Below are 20784 nucleotides of genomic sequence, written 5' to 3' on the forward strand. Positions count from 1 at the left end.
GACTGATGGTGCACGGCATCAACATAGAAGTGTCCGTCAGACAGTTCTATAGTGACGGCGGCGAGTCATTCTATCACCCGCCCGTGTCGCGAAATGACCCGAATGCCGCATGCATGCGCCGCCGCGCGCCGTTCACGGTGCATCGCAAAAAAGTGTTGACACGAATAATTGGGGCGCTATAATTTCGCTTCTTTGCAGCAAGCAGCTACTGCAAACGTGCCCAGGTGGCGGAATTGGTAGACGCACTAGGTTCAGGTCCTAGCGGTGGCAACATCGTGGAGGTTCGAGTCCTCTCCTGGGCACCATCTGTTTTCGAAAAGGTCGGCTTCTAGCCGGCCTTTTTTATTTTCCGCGCGCGGTTCGATGAGATCGCCAGGTGCACTCGTTCAGCGGCGTGATGCGCGGCAACCTCACCCTGCACCATCGTGAAATCGCATCCGGAAAATATTATCGTTCGCAGCCTCAAATTCTGTTGACAGATCTCCCAGACACGCTAGAATAGCGGTCTTCGCATCGCAACAAGCGAAACGTGCCCAGGTGGCGGAATTGGTAGACGCACTAGGTTCAGGTCCTAGCGGTGGCAACATCGTGGAGGTTCGAGTCCTCTCCTGGGCACCATCTGTTTTCGAAAAGGTCGGCTTCTAGCCGGCCTTTTTTATTTTCCGCGCGCGATTCGATGGGCTCGCCAAGTGCACGGGCTGGGGGAAGCCACGCGCATGCGGCGCGATTCATCCAGCGGCGTGATGCGCGGCAACTTCACCCTGCACCGCCGTGAAATTTCATCCGAAAAATATTATCGTTCGCGACCTCAAATTCTGTTGACAGATCTCTCAGACACGCTAGAATAGCGGTCTTCGCATCGCAGCAAGCGAAACGTGCCCAGGTGGCGGAATTGGTAGACGCACTAGGTTCAGGTCCTAGCGGTGGCAACATCGTGGAGGTTCGAGTCCTCTCCTGGGCACCATCTGTTTTCGAAAAGGTCGGCTTCTAGCCGGCCTTTTTTCATTTCTGCTCCCTGAACCACGATTCCCGATCGCGCCGACACGACGCGACCAGCCGCCCGGCATGCGTCGCATCCGCGCGGTAACGCGCCGGCAACCGCCCTCTCCCGCATGCCCCCACTCTCGTCACCAAGAAAAACCGGGATTTCCCTAGGCTGACATGACGCCGTCCACGCGGTTAAATAAATCAACATGATTTATTTAATGCGCCGACACCGGTGCGACATGGAAGGAGACGCGATGAGAAGCCCGCACATCGGTCAGGGCAGCAACTCGGCCAACGTGCGCCGTTACAACGAGCGCCTGTTGCTGAAGACGCTGCGCCGCGCGGGCAGCGCGTCGAAAGCCGATCTCGCCCGACTCGCGAACATGACCGGCACGGCCGTCGGCAGCATCATCGCGTCGCTCGCCGATGCGAAGCTGATCGAATTCGCCGGGCGCACCGAAGGCCAGCGCGGCCAGCCGGCGTCGCTGATCCGTCTCGATCCGCGCGGCGCGTTCGGCATCGGCGTCCATCTCGACCGCATGCGCATCGAGACGGCGCTCGTCAATTTCGCCGGCGACGTACTCGGCCGCCGTTCGCACGACACCCTGCTGCCGCCGCCCGCCGAAGTCATCGAGATCGTGCGCCACGACATCGACGCGATGCAGGCTCTGCTGCCCGCGCACGAACGCGCGCGGCTCGCGGGCGTCGGCGTCGCCCAGCCGTACAACCTCGGCGCGTGGATGCGCGAGCTCGGCCTGGCGCCCGACACGTTCCGCGCGTGGGAAGACGTCGACTTCGCCAGCGACCTCGGGCGCACGGTGTCGCTGCCCGTGTTCGGCGAGAACGACGGCAACGCGGCCGCCATCGCCGAACTGTTCTACGGGTACGGCCGCCAGTGCGACGACTTCGTCTATCTGTTCATCGGCCCGGCGATCGGCGGCGGCATCGCGATCGACGGCGACTGCCTGCGCGGCGTGACGGGCAATGCCGGCGACATCGCCGTGATCCCCGTGCTGCCGAGCCGGCTCGCCTCCGCGCCGCCGCCACGCGGGCCGTGGGACATCCTGCTCGCGCGCGCGTCGCTGCATGCGCTGGTGCGCCATCTGCGCCATCACGGCGAGACGGTCGAAAGCCGCGCCGACCTCGAGGCGTGCATCGCCCGCGGCCTGCCGGCGGTGACCGAATGGATCGACGACTGCGTCGATGCGCTCGCACCGGCACTGCGTGCGGTGCTGTGCGTCGTCGATGCGCCGGTGGTCGTGCTCGACGCCGATACCGACGCGGGCCTGCTCGACGCGTTGACCAGCCGCCTGCGCGCTGCGCTCGTCGCCACCGCTCCGGAAGCGCGCGGCACGCCGACGCTCGTGCGCGGCACGTTCGGCGCCGACGCCGGCGCGATCGGCGCCGCGACGCTGCCGATGTACTTCAACTTCTCCCCGCGGGCCGGCATCCTCAGGGGCGCCCGCATCGAATCGCAGGAGGTCAACCATGTCGCGATCTGAGTCGCCGCGGCCGCTGCTCGAAATGCGCGGAATCAGCAAGACGTTCCCGGCCGTGCGCGCGCTCGACAATGTCAGCCTGACCGTCTATCCGGGCGAGATCCACTCGCTGATGGGCGAGAACGGCGCGGGCAAGTCGACGCTGATGAAAATCCTCTCGGGCGCGTATCGTGCCGACGCCGGCGGCGAAATCCTGATCGACGGCCAGCGCATCGACGTCGACGGCCCGCTCGCCGCGCGCGATGCCGGCGTCGCGGTGATCTATCAGGAGCTGTGCCTCGCGCCGAACCTCACCGTCGCGGAGAACATCTACGTCGGGCGCGAGCTGCGCCGCGGCAACCGGCGCTGGGGCACCATCGACCGCGCGGCGATGGCGCGCGGCTGCCAGGACGTGCTGGCGCGCCTCGGCGCGCCGTTCGGGCCGGACACGCTGGTCGGCACGCTGTCGATCGCCGAGCAGCAACTCGTCGAGATCGCGCGCGCCGTGCATACCCGCGCGCGCATTCTGGTGATGGACGAACCGACGACGCCGCTGTCGTCGCGCGAAACGGAACATCTGTTCGGCCTGATCCGCCAGCTGCGCGAGGAAGGCCTCGCGATCATCTACATCAGCCACCGAATGGCCGAGATCTACGAGCTGTCCGACCGCGTGTCGGTGCTGCGCGACGGCACCTACGTCGGCACGCTCGAGCGCGCGGCGCTGTCGGCCGACCGGCTCGTCGCGATGATGGTGGGCCGCGACATCTCCGGCTTCTACAAGAAGGAACACGCGCCGTACGACCCCGGCCACCTGCTGCTGTCGGTGCGCGACATCGCCGACGACGAGCGCGTGCGCGGCTGCAGCCTCGACCTGCACGCGGGCGAAGTGCTCGGCATCGCCGGGCTGGTCGGCGCGGGCCGCACCGAACTCGCGCGGCTGATCTTCGGCGCGGAGCCGCGCACGCGCGGCGAGGTGAAGCTCGGCGAGCGCACGTTCGGCGCACATTCGCCGCGCGATGCGATCGACGCCGGCCTCGTCTATCTGACCGAAGACCGCAAGCGCCAGGGCCTGTTCCTCGACATGAGCGTGCGCGACAACATCAACATCTCGGTGTGCAACCGCGACGCGCGGCTCGGCACGCTCGATCTCGCGCGCGGCGCCGAGCGCGCGCGCGACGCGATCGCGTCGCTGTCGATCCGCGTGCCGCACGCGAACGTGAACGTCGGCGCGCTGTCGGGCGGCAATCAGCAGAAGGTGCTGCTGTCGCGACTGCTCGAGACCAAGCCGCGCGTGCTGATCCTCGACGAACCGACGCGCGGCGTCGACATCGGCGCCAAGTCCGAGATCTACCGGATCATCAACGAACTGGCCCGCGCGGGCATCGGCGTGATCGTGATCTCGAGCGAGCTGCCGGAGATCATCGGCGTCGCCGACCGCGTGCTCGTGATGCGCGAAGGCGAAATCGCCGGCGAACTCGGCGGCCACACGCACACGCCGATCACGCAGGAAGCGATCATCGCGCTCGCGACCGGCTCGCAGGCCGAACTCGCCGACGCGCACTGACCGCGGCCCTCACTCACTCCTTCATCCAAGGTACCGACATGATCAACCAGCCCAAGCAACGGAACCTCGCTTCCGCGGCGGCCCAACCGGTCGCCACCCGCACGCCGCTGTTGCGCGGCGCCGATCATCGCGCACGCATGCAGTCGCTGCTGCGCACGGCAGGGATGCTGCCCGTGCTGCTGGTGCTGTGCATCGGCTTCGGCTTCCTGACCGACGGCTTCTTCACGCTGCAGAACCTGTCGATCGTCACGCAGCAGGCGTCGATCAACATCGTGCTGGCCGCCGGCATGACGTTCGTGATCCTGACGGGCGGCATCGACCTGTCGGTCGGCTCGGTGCTCGCCGCGTCGGCGGTCGCCGCGCTGCTCGCGTCGACGATCCCCGGCTGGGGCTGGCTCGGCGTGCCGATCGCGCTCGCCGTCGGCCTCGCGTTCGGCGCGATCAACGGCGGCCTGATCTCGTTCCTGCGCCTGCCGCCGTTCATCGTCACGCTCGGCGCGATGACGGCCGTGCGCGGCGTCGCGCGCCTGATCGGCAACGACACGACCATCTTCAACCCGCAACTGCCGTTCGCGTTCATCGGCAACGGCACGCTCCTCGGCGTGCCCTGGCTCGTCGTGATCGCCTGCGCGGTGATCGCGCTGTCGTGGTTCATCCTGCGCCGCACCGTGCTCGGGATGCGGATCTACTCGGTCGGCGGCAACCCGGAAGCCGCGCGGCTGTCGGGCATCAACGTGCGCGCGATCCAGCTGTTCGTCTATGCGGCGTCGGGGCTGCTCGCCGGGCTCGGCGCGGTGATGTCGGCCGCCCGGCTCTACGCGGCCAACGGCCTGCAGCTCGGCCAGTCGTACGAGCTCGACGCGATCGCCGCGGTGATCCTCGGCGGCACGAGCTTCGTCGGCGGCGTCGGTTCGATCGTCGGCACGCTGATCGGCGCGCTGATCATCGCGGTGCTGACCAACGGCCTCGTGCTGCTGGGCGTATCGGACATCTGGCAGTACATCATCAAGGGGCTCGTGATCATCGGCGCCGTCGCGCTCGACCGCTATCGCCAGCGCGACTCGGCCCGCACCTGAGCCGCCCTTCCCGTTCAACCATCGGGGCGCAGGCAGGTCCTCCTGCGCCCAACCGCCAACGGACCTTCGGAGACACAACGACATGTTCAAGCACCAAGCCGCCCTGACCGCCGTCGCCTGCGCGCTCGCATTCGGCACCGCCGCCGCCCACGCGGCCGACAAGCCGCTGAAATCGATCGGCGTCACGGTCGGATCGCTCGGCAACCCGTACTTCGTCACGATCGTCAAGGGCGCCGAAGCGCGCGCGAAGCAGATCAATCCGAACGCGAAAGTCACCGCGGTGTCGGCCGACTACGATCTGAACAAGCAGTTCACGCAGATCGACAACTTCATCTCCGCGCACGTCGACATGATCCTACTGAACGCGACCGATCCGAAGGCGATCGAGCCGGCGGTGAAGAAGGCGCAGGCAGCCGGCATCACGGTGGTCGCCGTCGACGTCGCGGCCGCCGGCGCGAACGCGACCGTGCAGACCAACAACGTGAAGGCCGGCGAACTCGCGTGCGACTACCTCGCGAAGAAGCTCAACGGCAAGGGCAACGTGATCATCGAGAACGGCCCGCAGGTGTCGGCCGTGATCGACCGCGTGAACGGCTGCAAGGCCGTGCTCGCGAAGAACTCGGGCATCAAGCTGCTGTCGAGCGACCAGGACGGCAAGGGCTCGCGCGAAGGCGGGATGAACGCGATGCAAGGCTACCTGACGCGCTTTCCGAAGCTCGACGGCGTGTTCACGATCAACGATCCGCAGGCGATCGGCAGCGATCTCGCGGCGAAGCAACTGAACCGCCCGAACATCGTGATCACGTCGGTCGACGGCGCGCCCGACATCGAGGTCGCACTGAAGTCGAACACGCTCGTGCAGGCGTCGTCGAGCCAGGACCCGTGGGCGATGGCGCAACAGGCGGTGAACGTCGGCTACGGCATCATGAACGGTCAGAAGCCGGCCAACCCGATGATCCTGATCGAGCCGACGCTCGTCACGCGCGACAACGTGAAAGGCTACAAGGGCTGGACCAGCCCGCGCTGATCGCGGCGTACGTGCTCGCGTGCGGTGTCGGACGGGGCGTGTGGGCTGAGGGCGGATGCGGGTGGTCGCGGGGCACGAGTCGCACTGGCCGCATTCATTGGCGGCCCCGCGCCGTGGATCGCACGAGCGGCACGGGTGGCACGAGCGGCACGGGTGGCACGAGCGGCGCTGGCGGCACGGATTGCATTAGCCGCCGCCCGTCACGCCGCATGCAGCGCGACCGCCCGCCGCGCTTCGCGTCGACGCCGCCGGCGCGAGCGTCCCGCTTGCCCGTTACATATCCCGCTCAACGCACCACCCGCCCCCATCACCCGCCACTCGCCCCGTCGCGACCGCGCGCCTGCAGCAATTGCAGGCTCTCATCCACGCTCAGTTCCGACATCGCGTCGTCGCGCAGCGTATCGTCGGCCGCCCGGCGCAGCGCATTGAGCGCATGCGCCTTGAGCCGCACGATCGCGAGCCGCAGCCCGCGCGCCGCACACTCGGCCGCGAACGTGCGCAACGACTCGATCGTCGTGCCGTCCACGTCGGGCGTTTCCTCGAGGCTCAGCATCACGGTGTGCGCATCGGGTGCGTCCTTCATCAGCGCGCGCACGCGGTTGAGCATCCGGTCCGCGTTCGCGAAGAACAGCTGCGCCTCGGGCCGCACGATCAGCACGCCGGGCACCGGCTTCGCATCGGCATGATTCGCGACGTCGACGAAATCGTGCCCGTCGCGCAGCCGGCCGAGCACGCTGACGTTCGGCTCCGACAGCTTGCGCAGCGTCAGCAGCAGGTTCACGCCGATCGCCACGAGCAGCCCGTGCAGCACGCCGAGCACGAGCACGGCCAGCAGCGCCGCGATCACGACGAGCCGGTCGCGGTGCCATACCCAATACGGCCGGAATATCGACGGATGCAGCGAGTGGCTGACCGCGAAGATCACGATCGCCGCGAGCACGGGCTCCGGCGTGCGCGCGAGCTGCGGCAGCAGAAGCCCCACGATCAGCGCGACCACCGCCGCGGCCCACAGCCCCGCGAAGCGGGACTGCGCGCCGGCGGCCTCGTTCGCGGCCGTCGCCGAATAGCCGGCGCCGACCGGCATCCCGTGCAGCAGCCCCGAGACGAGGTTCGCGCAGCCGATCGCGACCAGGTCGCGATTCGCGGACACGCTGTCGCCGTGCTTCAGCGCGAAGTTGCGAATCGATCCGTACGACTCCGCGTACAGGATCAGCATCAGCGCGAATGCGAGCTCGACCGTCTGCATCCACGCATTGCGGTCGAGCCGCGGCAGCCCGAATTCGATATGCCGGAAATCGATGTGTCCGACCACCGCGATCCCGTAGCGCTGCCAGTCGACCAGATAGCCGGCGACGATCGACAGCACGATCACGACGAGCGTCGCCGGCACGCGCGAGCGGCGCCCGAGCGCAAACAGCAGCGCGAGCGCGGCCGCGCCGAGCGCGACGCTTGCGAGGTTCGCCTGCGGCGCGCCCCTGACGAGTTCGAGCACGACGTGCGGCGCATCGCCGTGCCGCACGGAAACCGCGAGGATCTTCGGCAGTTGCTTGATGACGATCGTCAGCGCGAGCCCGAACGTGAACCCGCGCAGAACCGGCCGAGCGACGAAATCGGACATGCCGCCGAGCCGCGCCGCGCCCGACAGGATGAACAGCACGCCGGTCACCGTCACGAGTGCGGCCGCCAGCGCGAGTTGAGCGGCCAGCGCGAGCCCCGACTCGCTCAGCACGGTCGCGGCGAGCACGGCGGCCGACGACGACGTCGACGACACGATCGCAAAGCGGCTGCTGCCGGTCAGCGCATAGATGACGAGCCCCGACAGCAGCGCGATGAGGCCTGCCTGCGGCGGCAGGTTCGCAAGGCCGGCATATGCGACGGCCTCGGGGATCAGCAGACCGGCGATCGACAGGCCGGCCAGCGCGTCGAGGCCAACGCGCCGCGGCGGCGAAGGCGCGGCCGCATCGAGTGCGGCGAAATGCTCGGCGCGCTGCGGGCCGGCTTCCGGGCGAGTCTGGGTGGTCGTCATCGAGCCTTCTTCATCGAACGTCGGATCGCCTGCGCCGGTCACGGCTTGACCGCGATCACGCCGGACCAGCCCGGCAGATAGCGCGCGTCCTGATCGTGGGCGCGGCGCAGCGACAGGTCGAGCGCCTTGTCGAAATTCTTGCGGATCTGGTCGAGGCTCACGTGCTGGCGCAGGTAGTCGGCCCACAGGAATTCGCTGAACGGCGTCGCGTCCTTCGCGTAGCCGCCCGCGGTGCGCAGCTCGCCCGCGAGGCTGCGATACGGGTCGTCCTCGAGCCCGGTCAGCGCCTGCGGCAGATGCGCGTATTCGCGCCGCGCACCGTCCGGGCCGAACGGATGCACCCACTGGTTGTGCTCCATGATCCGCCAGAAAATCGTGTCGTCGAGCCACGACAGATCCTTCAGCAGCATGGCGTTCACGCGAGTCTCGCCCTCCTCGATCAATGCGAGGCCGAGATGGTGATGATCGGTGATGTAATGCAGGCCGCCCGGGCCGAGCACCGCGGGAAACCAGTGCGATTCGATCGCGGCCTGGCGCGCGCGCTTGCCGAGCGTCTTCCAGTGCTTGCGCTTCGCCTTCACTTCGCGATAGCCGACCGTCATCTGCGTCGGACGCAGCGCGTCGAGCCGGACGGGAATCAGATGAACGTCGTTGCCGAGTGCCATGGTCGTACCCCATGTTGCGAATGTCGGCAACGATACTCCTGATCGGGCAAGCCGTTAATACGTCGCGACCTCGATACGCGTACGCTTGACGATCTCTGACAACCGGCGGCGCTAGGTGCGCAGGTCGTCGCGCTCCAGACGATGCCGCACGTAAGGCATGCCGTCATCGACGACGCCCACGCGGCGCATCCCGAGCTTGCGCGCGACGTTCAGCGAACCGGTGTTGGCCGCCGCGATGTCGGCGATCACACGCGGCAGCCGCACGGTGTCGAATGCGTGCCGCACGACAGCCGCCGCGGCCTCGCTCGCGATGCCGCACCCCCACGCAGTGTGCACGAGGCGCCAGCCGATTTCGACGTCGCGCGCGCCGCCCGCGTAGTCGGGAATCAGCAGCACCCAGCCGATGAACCGGTCGGGCGCGGCCTTCTCGAAGATCGACCAGTAGCCGAGGCCGGCCGGATAGTCGCGCGTGATCCGGTGCGTGACGAAGCGGCGATGCTCGGCGGGGTCGTGCCACGGGCCGGCGATGTACCGCGTCACTTCCGGATCGCGATCCATCTCGATGCACGCGTCGAGATCGGCGAGCACGCGCGGGCGCAGCCACAAGCGCTCGGTCTGCAGCACCGGCAACGCGGGATCGGGGGATTCGGCCATCTGGATTCCTGCTTCGGGGACGATGCGCATCGCGCGTGACGTGATCGATACAAAAAGCCTGCCGCAATGATACAGACGGCTGACGCGTCGCTCGGCCAGCATCGCCTCCGTTGCACGCAATGGATCATTTCATAGGGATTATTCCCGATTCGCCCGTATCGCGCGGCGCGACGGCCTACACTCGATCCATGCCCGCCGCACTGCGCGCCTGCCGGCCGGCAACCGTACGAGCCGGCAGGCAGGCAAGCCAACGAGGAGAACCCACGACATGAGCTGGACTCGCGAGCAACGCAACGTCACGATCGCCGCCTACCTCGGCTGGACGCTCGACGCGTTCGATTTCTTCCTGATGGTGTTCGTGCTGAAGGACATCGCGGCCGAATTCGCAACGACGATCCCCGCCGTCGCGTTCGCGCTCACGCTCACGCTCGCGATGCGCCCGCTCGGCGCGCTGATCTTCGGCCGCCTCGCCGATCGCTTCGGCCGCCGCCCGACGCTGATGGTGAACATCGCGTGTTATTCGCTGCTCGAGCTGGCGTCGGGTTTCGCGCCGAGCCTGACCGCGCTGCTGGCATTGCGCGCGCTGTTCGGCGTCGCGATGGGCGGCGAATGGGGCGTCGGCTCGGCGCTGACGATGGAAACCGTGCCGACGCATGCGCGCGGCATCGTGTCGGGCCTGCTGCAGGCCGGCTACCCGAGCGGCTATCTGCTCGCTTCGGTCGTGTTCGGGCTGTTCTACCAGTACATCGGCTGGCGCGGCATGTTCATGGTCGGCGTGCTGCCTGCGCTGCTCGTGCTGTACGTGCGCGCGCACGTACCGGAGTCGCCCGCGTGGAAGCAGATGGAGAAACGGACGCGGCCGAGCCTCGCCGCCACGTTTCGGCACAACTGGAAGCTCGCGATCTACGCGATCGTCCTGATGACCGCATTCAACTTCTTCTCGCACGGCACGCAGGACCTGTATCCGACGTTTCTGCGCGAACAGCATCACTTCGATCCGCATACCGTGTCGTGGATCACGATCGTGCTGAACCTCGGCGCGATCGTCGGCGGCCTGTCGTTCGGCGCGATCTCGGAGCGGATCGGCCGCCGCCGCGCGATCTTCATCGCGGCGCTGATCGCACTGCCCGTGCTGCCGCTGTGGGCATTCTCGAGCGGCCCGCTCGCACTGGCGGCCGGCGCGTTCCTAATGCAGATATCGGTACAGGGCGCGTGGGGCGTGATCCCCGTGCATCTGAACGAAATCTCCCCCGACGAGATCCGCGCGACCTTCCCCGGTTTCGTCTACCAGCTCGGCAATCTGCTCGCGTCCGGCAACGCGACGATGCAGGCGTCGCTCGCCGTGTCGCACGGCAACGACTATGCGTTTGCGCTCGCGCTCGTGGCCGGCATCGTGGCCGTCGCGATCGCCGTGCTGATCGTGTTCAGCCGCGAGCGGCGCGGCATCGACATGACGCAATCGGTCAATACACGTACCGGCGCCGGCTGAACCCGCACGTTGCCGCGCCGCACCATCGGATGCGCCGCGCGGGGCGTGGCTTGCGTCCGACGTATCCCGCATCTGCACATCGAACTAGAGGAATTTGCCGAGACTCCGCACTTGCCCGGCCTGCCTCCGTCTTTTTATCTTAATAAAAACAGCCGTTTGAATCAGACGAACGAATCAGCTGTTCGCGGCCGGGCGACCGGCATTGGGAGGCGGGACATGGCAGTAACTCAGGAGGGGCGGCCGTCGACGGGACGGCCGTCGGGGACGCGACCGTCCGGCACTCGGCAGAGCGGCGGCACGAAGGTGCGCATCCTCGATGCAGCCGAGGATCTGTTCATCGAGCACGGCTTCGAAGCGATGTCGATGCGGCAGATCACGTCGCGTGCGGCGGTGAACCTTGCCGCGGTCAATTACCACTTCGGCAGCAAGGAAGCGCTGATCCACGCGATGCTGTCGCGTCGGCTCGACCAGTTGAACCAGGAACGGCTCGGCATCCTCGACCGCTTCGATGCGCAACTGGGCACCCACATCACCTGCGAGCACGTGCTCGGCGCGATGTTCATTCCCGCGCTGAAGGCGTCGCGCGATCCCGAGCGCGGCGGCCCTGCGTTCCTGCGGCTGATCGGCCGCGCATACACCGACCCGTCGCCGTTCGTCCGCAACTTCCTGACCGCGCACTATGCGAGCGTCGCCGGTCGTTTCTTCGATGCGTTCCAGCGCGCGCTGCCGCACCTGCCGCGCACGGAACTCGGCTGGCGGCTTCATTTTGCGATCGGCGCATTGTCCGGCGCGCTCGCCGGCGCCGAAACCGAAAGCCTGATCGACGAATTCTCGCAACGCCGCACGATGAACGACGTGCAGATGATCGCGCGGCTGTCGTCGCTGATCGTCGCCGCGCTGAAGGCGCCGATGCCCGACAGCGCGCAGCTGGCGATCTTCGCGGCCGTGCTCGACGATGCCGGCGCGAGCGAGGCGCTCGGGATGCCGTCGGCGGCGGCTGCCGTCGATACGGCGGCAGCGCATTCGGCGGGTTGAACGCGGCGCGTTGTGCAGATCCAGCGTTTCATGACTCGTTTGATCGAGGCCGGTGGGGGTACGTCGCCGGTTGGGATCGGATTTTTGTGGCGAAAACCGATGGGGTTTTCGCCGGATGAGGATAGTGCGGGCGGTGACGCGCTGGGGTGCGTCGACCGCGAAGCATGGGGCGAGAGTAGGCGCTGAAGCGCCAACTCTCGCCGACACCGGAGACACACATCATGTCAGCACCCGCAGCAACCGCAACGGCGCAGCTCCCGCCCGACACCGACGGCATCTGGTACAAGTCGTACCCGCGCGGCGTGCCGCACGAAATCGACGTCGCGCAATACACGTCGCTCGTGCAATTCTTCGACGAATGCACGACGCGTTTCGCCGAGCGAGTCGCGTACGTGAGCGCCGGCGCATCGATGACCTACCGCACGCTCGCGCAGAAAGTCGATGCGTTCGCGTCGTATCTGCAAAGCATCGGCGTGAAGCCGGGCGACCGCGTCGCGATCATGCTGCCGAACACGTTCCAGTATCCGGTCGCACTGTTCGGCACGCTGAAAGCCGGCGCGATCGTCGTCAACGTCAATCCGCTCTACACCGCCCGCGAACTCGCGCACCAGCTCAAGGACAGCGGCGCCCAAACCATCGTCGTGTTCGAAAACTTCGCGCGCACGCTGCAGGACGCGCTGCCCGACACCCAGGTGAAGAACATCGTCGTCACCGCGCTCGGCGACCTCCTCGCCGACGGTCTGAACGCCAAAGGACACCTGATCAACTTCGTGCTGAAGCACGTGAAGAAGCTCGTGCCGCCCTACAACCTGCCGCAGGCGGTGCGGCTGCGCTCGGCCCTCGCGCTCGGCGCGCGCACCAAACCCCAGCCGGCGCGCGTCACCCGCGACGACCTCGCGTTCCTGCAATACACCGGCGGCACCACCGGCGTCGCGAAAGGCGCGATGCTCACGCACGGCAACCTGATCGCGAACCTGCTGCAAGCGAAGGCATGGATCGCCGATCAAGTGTCGGGCGACGTCGAAACCGTCCTCACGCCGCTGCCGCTTTACCACATCTATTCGCTGACGGTGAACGCGTTCATCTTCATGGGGCTCGGCGGGCGCAACATCCTGATCGCGAACCCGCGCGACATGACGATGGTGATGAAGATCATCCGCAACGAAACCTTCACCGGCATCACCGGCATCAACACGCTGTACAACGCGTTCCTCGACAACGAAGAATTCCGCAAGCGCGACTTCTCCAAGCTCAAGCTCGCGATGGCTGGCGGGATGGCGATGCAACGCGCGGTCGCGGAACGCTTCGAGGAAGTCACGGGCAGGCCGGTCGTCGAAGGCTACGGGCTCACCGAATGCTCGCCGATCGTCACGATGAACCCGGTCGACCTCAGCGACATGGCCGCGTTCAGCGGCTCCGTCGGCCTGCCCGCGCCGTCGACCCAGGTGCGCTTTCGCCGCGAGGACGGCACCTGGGCCGGCATCGGCGAGCCCGGCGAGCTGTGCGTGCGCGGCCCGCAGGTGATGCGCGGCTACTGGCAACGCCCCGACGAAACCGCCAAGGTGCTCGACGCCGACGGCTGGCTCGGCACCGGCGACATCGGCGTGATGGACGAGCACGGCTTCATCCGTCTGATCGATCGCAAGAAGGACATGATTCTCGTATCCGGCTTCAACGTGTACCCGAACGAGATCGAGGAAGTGCTGGTCATGCATCCGGGCATCAGCGAGGCTGCGGCGATCGGCATTCCGGACGAGGTGCACGGCGAGCGGATCAAGGTGTTCGTCGTGCGGCGCGACCCCGCGCTCACCGTCGACGACGTGCTCGCGCATTGCCGCAAGAACCTCACCGGCTACAAGATGCCGAAGTCGGTCGAATTCCGCGACGCGCTGCCGCAGACCAACGTCGGCAAGATCCTGCGCCGCGCGCTGCGCGACGAGGAGCTCGCGAAACTCGACGCCGCGAAACAACGCTGAACGATGGCTCGCCCCCGGAGACGCCGCCGATGAACCCACGAACGATGCGCCGCGCCGCGCATGCGGCCGCCGCCGTCGCATGCATGCTGACGCTGGCACCGCCGCACGCGCAGGAAACGGCCGCCGCTGCCGCCAGCGCGCCCACGGCCACAGCCACGACGCTGCCGGCCGAGCTCGACAAGGTCACGCACGAACCGGCTGCGCAGCAGGCGCGCTGGCTGCGCGCGGCCGCGCAGCGCGGCACGCTCGCGCAACTCGACGACGCGACGCTCACCGCGCTGTTCAACGCGCTCGATCCGCTCGCGGTGCCGCTCTATGTCGGTCATGGCCCGAACGGCTATCCGTCGTACCAGTTCACGATGGCGCGGCAGGAACGCATCAACGGCAAGTGGCCCGACACGCCCGACCGCATGCTCGTGAAGACGACGCGCGAGCCGCTGCGCGTGTACGCGAAATGGCTGCCGGGCGGCGCGCATGCGGGACAGGAAACGATCTACGACACGACGCTGCGCAAGGACGAGATGTACGGCCATCTCGGCGGGCTGCTCGGCAAGATTCCGCTGTGGACGGCGCTCGACGGCGCGCTGGCGCGCGCCCAGTCGAATCACCAGGTGAAGGATCTCGGCACCGAGTTCATCGCGAACCTGTACCTGAGCGAAGCAAGGAAATACCAGGAGGCCGGCGTCCAGCGGCCGACCCACGTCGAAGCGAAAACCATCGGCGGCGTACGCGTGGTCGCCCTCACCTACGAAACGCCGACCGGCCGCCCGCAGTTCTATGCGAAGAAGGAAGTGCTCGGCCTCGATCTGCACGCGCCCTACTTCCGGACCGTCGAGTCGTACGACAACGACGGCAGGATCTTCGAGCGGATCGTCATCGAGACGATCGCGCCGGCGACGCTCGACGCGTCCGCGTTCGATCCGAAGAACCCGGACTACGCGTTCTGAGCGTCACGCGTGCTGCGCCGCGCGCCGTGCTCAATCGTCGTCATCGTCGTGGTGCTTGCGCCAGTGCTTGTAATAGTGCTTGCGCCACTTCCGGTAACCGTCGTCGTCATCGTCGCCATAGTAGCCGTACCCGTAGCCCGGATAGGCGACGACCGCCGGCTGAGGCGCCACATAGACCGGCGCCGGCTCGACATAGACCGGCGCGACCGGCACGCCGATCCCGACGGACAGGTCGACGTGCCCCGCCATTGCGCTGCCGGACGCGACCAATGCCGCGCCGCCGATCCACACCGCCAAGCCCCTCTTGTTCATGTTTCGTTCCATGTTCCGCCGGCCTGCCCGGCATTCGCCGCGACTGTAATCCGGACGCACACGGCGAGGTGCTACGCCGCTGCGAGAGTCGTAACGCGACGTAACGGAACGGCAACTGGCCGTTCGGCCGAATCGCGAAAATGCCGCGGAGCGTCTATAGTGGGTTACGGTTCGACACAATCGCGATCACGCGCGGGCGGAACGAACAGGGTAGAATCCCGCTAAATACTTGGTGAGCGATCACGCCACACACACGCACAACACATCTCTGACGCAGGCTCCTGCCGCACCTCAATGGCCAATCCCGCAGAATCCCATCCGCAAAACGACTTCATCAATTCGGCACGCAAGGAACGTAAGCGTGTTGAAATCTATCTCGTCAACGGCATTCGTCTGACGGGTTGCATCGAGTCGTTCGATCAGTACCTGGTGATGCTGCGCACCCCTGTGGGTCTGCAAGGCATCTACAAGCGCGCGATTTCGACGATCCAGCTCGACACGGGCGGCTCGCGTCCCGGCGGCGGTCCGCGTGGCCCGCGTCCCGGCGGCCGGCCGGGCGGCCGTGAAGGCGGCGGCCACAGCCCGTACGGCTCGCACGGCGGCTCGCGCGAGTCGCGCGGCGACGGCGGCTACGGCTCGCGTGAACCGCGCGAAGGATACGGCTCGCGTGAGCCGCGGGAAGGCTACGGCGCACCGCGCGAACCGCGCGAAGGTTATGGCGCACCGCGCGAAAGCTACGGCGCGCCGCGCGATACCAGCGACGCACCGGGCAGCAGCGCGCCGTCCGATTCACGTGGCGGCACCGGGCCGGTGATCGTCACCCGGCGCCGGCGAATCGTGCCGGACGGCCAGTAAAACAAAAGGGCAAGCCAAACGGCTTGCCCTTTTTGCTGGTAGGCCGGCGCGGCATGTCGCCGCACCGCGCACCCCATGACCGCTCAGTGTGCCGTCGACGGCAAGCCCGCATTGGCCTCACGCTGCAGCGCGCGCACCTGCTTCTGCAACGCGCGCAACTGACCCTGAAGCTGCGCCTGCTGCGTCTGCAGCGCCGCCGTTTCGTCGCGTACGTTCTTCTGGTGATCGGCGACCGCGGCCTGCTGCTCGTGCGCGATCGACAGGTCGGCTTGCAGGCGACGTGCGCGGTCCTGCGTGGCCTGAATCTGCCGGTCGGTTTGCGCCTTCTGCGCTTCCAGCTTCGCCGCCCGCAACTCGTTGACGGCCAGCCGCGCCGCCTGATGCGAGAAGTCGCGGTAGATCGCTTCGGCGCGCGCGTCGTCGTGCGTCTTGATCACACGCCAGAACGCCTTCTGCTGAAACAGCGCCACGAAATACGCACCGTCCTTCACGTTGAACAACAGGCTCGCGCCGTAGCTGCCGTTATAGTTCGTGCGCATTTCCGTCAATGCATGCGCCTGCATCTGCCGCTGCAGCTCGTCGACCGTGCTTTGCCCGGTCGTCTCGCCCGCCTGCGGCTGCACCGACTGAACCTGCGGATCGAGCGCCGGAATCGCCGCTACCGGCGCCGACGCCTGCTGCACCGCCGATGCCGCATCGGCTGCCAATCCCTGCGCGTACACGCCCTGCATGCCTCCCATCATGGCGAACAGCACGCATGCCCGCCCCAACCCCGTAATGTGGCTCATGAATTTTTATTCCCGCCCGTGTCGTTGTAATTGAGCGCGATTTTATCTCATTAATTAATCGCTTTCGCGAGTCTCGGGCTCTTCGTCGAAGATCTGGTACTTGCGCATCTTTTCCCACAGCACCTTGCGGCTGATGCCGAGTTGCTGCGCGGTGTCCTGGCGTCGCCAGCCGTTGGCGTCCAGTGCGGCGATCACGCGGCTGCGTTCGTTCATGTCCCACTTGCTGCGATCGACGAACACTTCCGCCGCGCTCTCCGCCGGCACCGGCTGCGCCGAATTGCGCGCGTGCGCGATCAGCCGCTGCAGCCGCGCGGCATCCCAGCCGCCCGTCTGCCGCACCGTCACGCCGACGCGCTCGGCCAGATTGCGCAATTCCCGCACGTTGCCCGGGAAATAGCTGTCCGCGACCGCGTCGGCGAGCCAGTAAGGCAGGTCCGACAGCTCGGCGAGGCGCGCCTCGCCAACCACGTCGGCGACGAACGACTTGAACAACGCGATCTTGTCGACCGCGCCGCGCTCCTCCAGCGACGGAATGCTCAGCTCGATCACCGCGAGCCGATAGTACAGATCCGCGCGAAACAGCCCGTCCTTCACGAGTTGCGGCAGCTTCTTGTTGCTGGCCGCGACGAGGCGGAAATCGACCTTGACCGGCGTCGTCGCACCGACCCGCAGCACCGCGCCGTCCTCGAGCACGCGCAGCAGCTTGACCTGCTGATACAACGGCAGATCGCCGACTTCGTCGAGGAACAGCGTGCCGCCCGCCGCCTGCTCGAAGTAGCCTTTATGCGCAACAACCGCACCCGTGAACGAGCCCTTCGCATGGCCGAAGAACAGCGATTCGAACAGGCCGTCGGGGATCGCGCCGCAGTTCACCGGCACGAATTCGCCGTGCCGGTAACGCGAATGCTTCTCGTGCAGCAACTGGGCGATGCGCTCCTTGCCGACGCCGGTTTCGCCGTGCAGCAGCACGTTGGTGTCGCAGTCGGCGAAGGTATCGACTTCGTGCAGCAGCGCCTGCATCGACTCCGAGTGCGCGACGAGTTCGGACGGCTGCAGCGTTTCGGCCGCGTGCGCGCGCAATTGCGTGACGAGCTTGCCGACCATCCCGCGCAGTTCGGCACAGGTGAAGTCGAGCGGCAGGATGTGCGAATAGTCGGGCGGATACTGCGACGCATCGTGATCGCGCGCCGCACCGACCCACACGACGGGCATGCCGATGTTGGCCTGCCAGTCGCGCAGGAACGCCGCACCGGTTTCGATCATCGTCACGCTGATGATCGCGAGCGACGGCCGCAGTGCGGCGCGCTCGGGCGAGATCTCCGCGTTGTCGGCACGGATCACCTCGACGTCGAAGCTCGCCATGCAGCGGGCAACGCGGTCGACGATGTCCGCCTTGCCTTCCCAGACGTACAGGTCGAGTTCTGCGATTGCGGGCGTGTTTCTCATGATTCAGTACGGCTACGGTTATGGACGAAAGATGCGGCATCGCAGGTCGGTCGCAGGCGACGGCCGGCTGCGCGGGCCGCCCTCCCGCTGCGCACGAACGCTGCGGGCTTCATTGCACGAGCATCGGATTGCCGCATTTGATCGAGTCCGGTGTATTTGTGACATAGGCGTTCCCGAGACTCAGGCCCAGCAGGCCGGTGACCGAAGTCAGCAGCGAGTCGACGGGTTGCAGGAGCATCGGAACGAGCGTACTGCCCAACGCCGACAGCAGCGGCCCCAGCACGACGTTGAGTATCGGAGTCGTTACGTCGCCCAGTAATTTCAGCAGGCCGCCGTTGGCCGTCAACTGCACCGACAGACCGCTGTTGAGCGCGCTCTGAACCGTGGGGGACAAAAGCTGGTCGGTGCCGGCGCTCAGCGTGTACGGCGACGATGGCGTGCCGGGATACGTGAACACCAGCGGCGTCGGACTTTGATTCGCGACGGGGATCGTCAACTGTCCCGGCGTGAGATTGATGTTGACCGAAATCTCGGTCAGGTCGAGCGCGCCCAGCGTCAGCACATCGACCAACGTCGTCAGCCCGGAGATCAATCCGCCTAGATTGAGCAGGTTCAGCAGGCTCTGCAGATTGACCGATACCAGCGTGATCGGCGTCGCACTGCCGCTCGCCGTATATCCGCTCGGCGCCTTCAGGTTGATCGGGGTGTTCGCCGAGCCGCCGAGATAGACGGCAAGTAACCCGGTCTGCACGTTTACCGTCGCGCTCTTCGTGCCGTTCGCGGAGCAGGTGACGGATGCGAGCCCGGCCGTCGCCGGAGCGACATAAGCGGTAACGGGCAGTTGAACGGCTGCCAGCGGCGTCGCCTTGCCTGACGGACATGTGCCCCCCGGAAAGACGAGCGAACCGTTCGAACACGTCGACAGCAGCGAAATCGACATATTCAGGAACACGTTGCCCTGCGCGGTCGACGTATTGGTCACGCAGTCCGACGTCCCGCAATTGGATGGCCCGGGCGGGCCGCTCGCCGTGGACGGCGGCATTCCGGTCAGCGCCACCGAACCCGTCACCGTCGCATTCAGCAGCGGTGCCAGTGCGGTCGGCGTCTGGACCATGATGCTCGGAATGGATAAGGCGTTCGTGCCGTTCGCGACCTGAAGTGCGGTCGACAGCAAACCGAACGCGTTGACGCTCGCATCGACCGCGGAGCTTCCCGTTGCGGTGGCAACCGACACCAACTGATTCAGTGCGATCGTGGGGCCGCCGCATGCGCCCGCGCTGCACAGTCCGGCCGTGATTGCATTCAGCACGTTCAGCTTGACGCTGGCGACGTTCTGCTGCGTCGCCGCCTGAATCATCGCATTCGCAAGCTGCCCCAGCGTCACCGTGCCGTTGAGCACCGACGTGCTGGAGCCGACCGGCAGATTGGCGAGAATGCCGGCGAGCTTCAGGTTGACCTGCGCCAACCCCTGATAATCGACCGCGTTGAGCGTCAACGCATTCGGCGACCCCGTCAGCAATTGAAGCAACTGGTTCGCGAGGCCGCCGTTCAACGACGCAAGCGACGAGGACAGCGTGAAGGTGTCCGTCGGCGTGCTCTTCGCGATCGCCGAAGCGCTGATCGTCGTTCCACTGCGGAAAAATCCGATGACCGGCTCGGAGACGGTCACGCATACGGCATTGGCCGACTGGCCGTTTGCAGTTCCCGCCTGCAGCCCGCCGCATTGCCCGGCGGTCGGATCCCCGGCAGTCGGTGTAAACAGCGCGCTGCCGCTACTCGACTGAGGCGCTGTCCAGACACCGCACGTCACGGACAGCGTCGCGTTCGACGGCACCGCATTCGCAGTGGGGTTCGCGACTTGCTGGGCGGCGGTCTTTGCCGCCGTGCACGTCGAGTCGGCGCTCGCCTTCATGACGGACGACAGCGCGGCCAGGTCTGCGGCCGCCTGCATATGGCGTCGTTCCGAATAAAACCGGCCGATATCGATGCCGCTCAACACGATGACGGCCACCGACAGCCAGATCGCCGCCATGATCGCAATGGAGCCGCGCTGGCGGCGCTGCGCGAGCCAGCCGGAGCCGCGGCGCCGTGCCATTCGTGATTGATCTGCGCGCATCGCCACTCGCTTACTGCGCACCCTGCCCGCTGCCCGACATCCCGCCGGACGCGCCGAGTTGCGTGCTCATCGACTCGGGAATCTTGTTCTTGAATGAATCGAGATAGCGCTGGTAGACCAGCGACGCAACGTCGCCGAGCAACGGTTGCGTCGGCGCTGCAGCGCGGTTCTGCGCCTGCAGCGTCAGCCAGTCCCGTGTCGAACGTCCGACGACGGATGCATCGGGCGCCGCATCCTGCTGCTGTGCGTGTGCGCCGACCGGACCGAGCGTGATGCACGCGATCGCAGCCAACGCCGCATGCCGGCCGGACCACATGTTTCGATGACGATTGTTGTTCATGTC

At 66.7% G+C, this 20784-nt stretch carries 17 protein-coding genes and 3 tRNA genes; 12 read left to right on the top strand and 8 right to left on the bottom strand.

The annotated features are described in order from the left end of the window. The first annotated feature begins 218 nt into the window (after positions 1-218). The 7 genes from MBR110_RS10265 to MBR110_RS10295 all read left to right on the top strand — a co-directional run bounded on the left by MBR110_RS10265 (position 219) and on the right by MBR110_RS10295 (position 6132). A tRNA-Leu gene (locus tag MBR110_RS10265) sits at positions 219-305 on the top strand. 226 nt (positions 306-531) lie between these two features. Further along, positions 532-618: transfer RNA gene (locus tag MBR110_RS10270), tRNA-Leu, on the top strand. 259 nt (positions 619-877) lie between these two features. Continuing rightward, a tRNA-Leu gene (locus MBR110_RS10275) sits at positions 878-964 on the top strand. Positions 965-1241: 277 nt separating this feature from the next. After that, positions 1242-2489, top strand: coding sequence for an ROK family protein (locus tag MBR110_RS10280; RefSeq protein WP_059461924.1), 1248 nt, complete (start codon positions 1242-1244; stop codon positions 2487-2489). After that, entirely contained in the window at positions 2476-4029 is a 1554-nt protein-coding gene (locus tag MBR110_RS10285; protein ID WP_181709057.1) for a sugar ABC transporter ATP-binding protein, read from the top strand. The genes MBR110_RS10280 and MBR110_RS10285 overlap by 14 nt, the downstream gene beginning before the upstream one ends. A 38-nt stretch (positions 4030-4067) precedes the next feature. Continuing rightward, the gene (locus tag MBR110_RS10290; protein ID WP_059454401.1) at positions 4068-5105 is read left to right on the top strand and encodes an ABC transporter permease subunit; all 1038 of its coding nucleotides are present in this window, start codon (positions 4068-4070) and stop codon (positions 5103-5105) included. Positions 5106-5187: 82 nt separating this feature from the next. After that, positions 5188-6132, top strand: a complete 945-nt coding sequence (locus MBR110_RS10295; protein WP_059735450.1) for an ABC transporter substrate-binding protein — start codon at positions 5188-5190, stop codon at positions 6130-6132. Positions 6133-6439: 307 nt separating this feature from the next. Here the strand turns inward: MBR110_RS10295 and MBR110_RS10300 are convergent, their stop codons facing one another. The 3 genes from MBR110_RS10300 to MBR110_RS10310 form a co-directional block, all read right to left on the bottom strand. Next, positions 6440-8158 carry a SulP family inorganic anion transporter gene (locus MBR110_RS10300; RefSeq protein WP_011884651.1) on the bottom strand — a complete coding sequence of 573 codons (1719 nt, stop codon included), beginning with the start codon at positions 8156-8158 and terminating at the stop codon, positions 6440-6442. Positions 8159-8196: 38 nt separating this feature from the next. Next, complete coding sequence (locus MBR110_RS10305; protein WP_011884649.1) at positions 8197-8823, bottom strand: ParB-like protein; 627 nt, start codon at positions 8821-8823, stop codon at positions 8197-8199. Between the two features lie 111 nt (positions 8824-8934). Next, entirely contained in the window at positions 8935-9477 is a 543-nt protein-coding gene (locus MBR110_RS10310) for a GNAT family N-acetyltransferase (RefSeq protein WP_181709058.1), read from the bottom strand. 268 nt (positions 9478-9745) lie between these two features. Here MBR110_RS10310 and MBR110_RS10315 point away from each other — a divergent pair, with 268 nt between their 5' ends. The 4 genes from MBR110_RS10315 (at position 9746) to MBR110_RS10330 (ending at position 14924) form a co-directional block, all read left to right on the top strand. After that, a complete protein-coding gene (locus MBR110_RS10315; protein WP_181709059.1) occupies positions 9746-10966 on the top strand; it encodes an MFS transporter in 1221 nt (406 codons plus the stop codon). Positions 10967-11182: 216 nt separating this feature from the next. Next, positions 11183-12001: a TetR/AcrR family transcriptional regulator gene (locus MBR110_RS10320; RefSeq protein ID WP_011884645.1), complete on the top strand. Its 819-nt coding sequence runs from the start codon at positions 11183-11185 to the stop codon at positions 11999-12001. 221 nt (positions 12002-12222) lie between these two features. After that, positions 12223-13977 (top strand): AMP-binding protein, encoded by a 1755-nt coding sequence (locus MBR110_RS10325; RefSeq protein ID WP_045579143.1) that lies wholly within the window; start codon positions 12223-12225, stop codon positions 13975-13977. A 29-nt stretch (positions 13978-14006) separates the two neighbouring features. Then, the gene (locus tag MBR110_RS10330; RefSeq protein WP_045579144.1) at positions 14007-14924 is read left to right on the top strand and encodes a DUF1571 domain-containing protein; all 918 of its coding nucleotides are present in this window, start codon (positions 14007-14009) and stop codon (positions 14922-14924) included. 30 nt (positions 14925-14954) lie between these two features. Here MBR110_RS10330 and MBR110_RS10335 read toward each other — a convergent pair whose 3' ends face one another. Then, positions 14955-15236 (bottom strand): PXPV repeat protein, encoded by a 282-nt coding sequence (locus tag MBR110_RS10335; protein WP_041493957.1) that lies wholly within the window; start codon positions 15234-15236, stop codon positions 14955-14957. Between the two features lie 294 nt (positions 15237-15530). Here MBR110_RS10335 and hfq point away from each other — a divergent pair, with 294 nt between their 5' ends. Further along, positions 15531-16091, top strand: a complete 561-nt coding sequence (gene hfq, locus MBR110_RS10340) for an RNA chaperone Hfq (protein ID WP_034195564.1) — start codon at positions 15531-15533, stop codon at positions 16089-16091. An 83-nt stretch (positions 16092-16174) separates the two neighbouring features. Here the strand turns inward: hfq and MBR110_RS10345 are convergent, their stop codons facing one another. The 4 genes from MBR110_RS10345 to MBR110_RS10360 form a co-directional block, all read right to left on the bottom strand. Further along, positions 16175-16879, bottom strand: coding sequence for a DUF2968 domain-containing protein (locus tag MBR110_RS10345; RefSeq protein WP_011884635.1), 705 nt, complete (start codon positions 16877-16879; stop codon positions 16175-16177). Positions 16880-16933: 54 nt separating this feature from the next. Beyond that, a complete protein-coding gene (locus MBR110_RS10350; protein ID WP_011884633.1) occupies positions 16934-18325 on the bottom strand; it encodes a sigma 54-interacting transcriptional regulator in 1392 nt (463 codons plus the stop codon). Between the two features lie 109 nt (positions 18326-18434). Next, positions 18435-20441 (bottom strand): pilus assembly protein TadG-related protein, encoded by a 2007-nt coding sequence (locus MBR110_RS10355; RefSeq protein ID WP_226092033.1) that lies wholly within the window; start codon positions 20439-20441, stop codon positions 18435-18437. A gap of 10 nt (positions 20442-20451) precedes the next feature. Next, positions 20452-20781 (bottom strand): DUF3613 domain-containing protein, encoded by a 330-nt coding sequence (locus tag MBR110_RS10360; RefSeq protein WP_011884628.1) that lies wholly within the window; start codon positions 20779-20781, stop codon positions 20452-20454. Between the last annotated feature and the right edge of the window lie 3 nt (positions 20782-20784).

This window comes from Burkholderia sp. MBR-1, from assembly GCF_013822785.1.
Lineage (GTDB): Bacteria > Pseudomonadota > Gammaproteobacteria > Burkholderiales > Burkholderiaceae > Burkholderia > Burkholderia vietnamiensis.